Origin of the sequence: Streptomyces anandii JCM 4720, assembly GCF_014650655.1 — a bacterium.
GTDB classification, from domain to species: domain Bacteria; phylum Actinomycetota; class Actinomycetes; order Streptomycetales; family Streptomycetaceae; genus Streptomyces; species Streptomyces anandii.
This window is the reverse complement of record NZ_BMVJ01000012.1, coordinates 42,871-45,672: the sequence shown is the minus strand read 5'-3', so window position 1 is coordinate 45,672 and position 2,802 is coordinate 42,871. Positions and strand designations below refer to the sequence as shown.

The 2,802-nt window shown below is 72.1% G+C and carries 3 protein-coding genes; all 3 read right to left on the bottom strand.

Annotation, left to right across the window (positions count from 1 at the left end; genetic code table 11):
* On the bottom strand, positions 1–550 hold a 550-nt coding region (locus tag IE249_RS21715; RefSeq protein WP_229858964.1), incomplete at its 3' end, for a helical backbone metal receptor.
* Complete coding sequence (locus IE249_RS21710; RefSeq protein WP_189707000.1) at positions 550–1,152, bottom strand: helix-turn-helix domain-containing protein; 603 nt, start codon at positions 1,150–1,152, stop codon at positions 550–552. The genes IE249_RS21715 and IE249_RS21710, both read right to left, overlap by 1 nt.
* Positions 1,153–1,629: 477 nt before the next feature.
* Positions 1,630–2,802: glycine betaine ABC transporter substrate-binding protein (locus IE249_RS38060; RefSeq protein WP_308434388.1), on the bottom strand; the 1,173-nt coding region annotated here is incomplete at its 5' end.

Here is a 2,802-nt window from a genome sequence, read left to right as displayed (position 1 = left end):
CCGGTGCGGCCGCCCGCAGCTCCTCCACCGGGACACGCGGGTAGCGCTCGGCGTGGCGCGCGTACAGGTGGTCCACGCCGAGCCGGGCGAGGACGTCGCCCGCGAAGGTGTCCCGGCCCAGCACCATCCAGGGCCGCCGCCAGACGGGCACCACGGCGGTGAGGCGGCGCGCGTCCACGGGCCCCGGCGCGGACCAGGCGGCCTCGGCCTCGTCCAGCCAGCGCGGCCGGGCCGCAGCGCCGCAGGCCGCCAGCACCCGCGCCAGTTCCGCGAACGCCCCCGGCACGTCGCGCACCTCGGTCACCAGCACCTCCAGGCCGGCCGCGCGCAGGGCGTCCAGGTCGGCAGGGCGGTTCTCCTCCTCGTTGGCGATCACCAGGTCGGGGGCGAGCGCGGCGATCCGCTCGGTCCTCGGGTTCTTGGTGCCGCCGATCCGGGGCACGTCCAGGTCCACCGGATGGCTGCACCAGTCCGTGGCTCCGGCCAGCACACCGGGCAGCGTCACCGCGACGGCCTCGGTGAGCGAGGGCACCAGGGAGACGACCCGCATCAGCGCGACCGGTCCTGCACCGCCTCGATGTGCTCGGCCACCGCGACGACGATCACGCGCGTGTCCGGGACGGTGGCCCGCCAGCGGTGGCGCACCCCGCCGGTCAGGTACATGGTGTCGCCGCGCGCCAGCCGGTAGGCGCGGCCCTCCGCCTCCATCTCCACCGCGCCGTCGGCGACGTACATCAGCTCGTCGTTGCGGTGCTGGAACTCGCGGCCGGCGTCGTGGTCCCCGGTGAACTCCGAGGCGTGCAACTGGTGGTGGCCGCGCACGAGGGAACGGACCCGGGGCTCCGGTTCCGGCTGCGGTGCCGTACCCGGCTCCGGCTCCGGCTCCGGCTCGGCGATCTCGGCGCGGACCACGTCGACACTGCACGCCGGATCGGCCGCGGCGAGCAGCTCCACCGCGGTGGTGCGCAGCGCGTCGGCGACCTTCTCCAGGGAGCTTCTGCTGGGGCGGGCCCGGTCGTTCTCGACCTGGCTCAGGAAGGGAACCGACAGGCCGCTGCGCTCGGCCACGACGGCGAGGGTGAGCTCCAGCGCGCGGCGCCGCCGCCGTACGGCCGCGCCCACTCGAAGGGGCTGTTCTTTGTTGTCGCCCATCGCTCCGGCTCCCTCCTTCGCTCGTCGCCGCGCTGTGCGTGGGCCCGGATGCGGGCGCACTGTCCCTGATGAGTTCTCTGCACCCTACGCATGTTCGGCAAACCGTTTCATGCGGCCGTCACATACCCGTAAGGATCGTGTGGTGCCGACCCGATGCTTCGCGCCAGTGGATCAGCGGGCCGCCGGGGGCGGCGCGGGCTCACTCGTGCGGGCCGGGAGGGCGCCGGCACTCCCGCCCACGGCCGGGTGCGGGGCCGGCACCCGGTCACCCCGGGCGACGGCACGGTCACCGTACCGGAGGCGCCGATGCCCGGGCATGGGCATCGCTCTCCGTGGTTGGCCGGAATCCGTCCGTGGTGCGGCCCGAGGGGCGGGCCCGGCACCACGCGGTCAGGAAGCGTGGGCCGGGCCCGCCCCTCGGGCGGTGTGCGGCGCGGTGGTCGCCTCGCGGCCGTGCCGGCCGCGACGGTTGGGCGGCTACTTCCCCGTCATGCGGTCCGCCACGTCCGGGTGCTGCTTCAGCCAGGCGGCCACGGCCTCGTCCTCGTGTCCCTGGCCGCGCGCGTTGATCTCGCTCTCCAGGCTGCCGAGCTCGTCCTCGCTCATCCGGAAGTTCTTGATCCACCGGGTGAGCTGCGGGTACTGCTCGGGGAACTTCTCGCTGGAGACGGTGCGGATGGTGTTGCCCTCGCCGAAGAGCTTCTTGTCGTCCTTCAGCTTGGTGAGGTCGTAGCGGCTGTACGCCCAGTGCGGCGACCACAGGACGACCGCGACCGGCTTCTTCTGCGCGTACGCCCGCTTGAGCTCGGCCAGCATCGCCGGGGTGGAGCCGTCGACGACCTTGTACTCCTTGTCCAGGCCGTAGCCGGGCAGGACCTTGGTCTTGAGCAGGTTCATCTCGCCGGTGCCGGGCTCGATGCCGATGATCCGCCCGCCGAACGTGGAGGCCTTGCCCTTGAGGTCCGCCAGCGACTTCACGTCCTTGACGTACGACGGTACGGCGATCTCCAGGGAGGTCGGCTGGTACCAGGTGCCGAGGTCGCGGAGCTTGTCCTTGCTCTTGTCCCAGTAGTTCTTCTGGGCGTAAGGCAGCCAGGCGTCGAAGTTGAGGTCGATGTCGCCGCCGGCGAGGCCGGTGTAGACGGGGCCGACGTCCATCTGCTTGAGGTTGAGCTTGTAGCCGCGCCGCTCCAGGACGTTCTTCCACAGCCGGGTGACCGCGATGTCCTCGTCCCAGGGGAACCAGGCGACGTTCAGCGTGCGCTTGGCCTCGGCCGGCGCGGCGGTGGAGCCGCCCGGCACCGGGGCCAGCTTGTCGACGACGCCGGGGTTGGCCTTCAGCCAGGTGCGCACCGCGTCCTGCTGACGGCCCTTGCCCGCCTTGTTGATCTCGGCCTCCAGGCTGGTGAGCTGCTTCTCGTCCAGCTTGAAGTCCTTCAGCCACTTGGCGACGACCGGGTTGTCCCCGGCGAAGCCCTTGCGGGCCAGGGTGTGCACGCCGTCGCCCTTGCCCCAGGCGCCCTTGGGGTCCTTGAGCTTCTTCAGGTCGTAGTCGTTGTACGCCCAGTGCGGCGACCAGAGCGTGACGACGACCGGTTCCTTCTTGCTGTAGGCGCGCTTGAGCTCGGCCAGCATCGCGGGCGTGGAGCT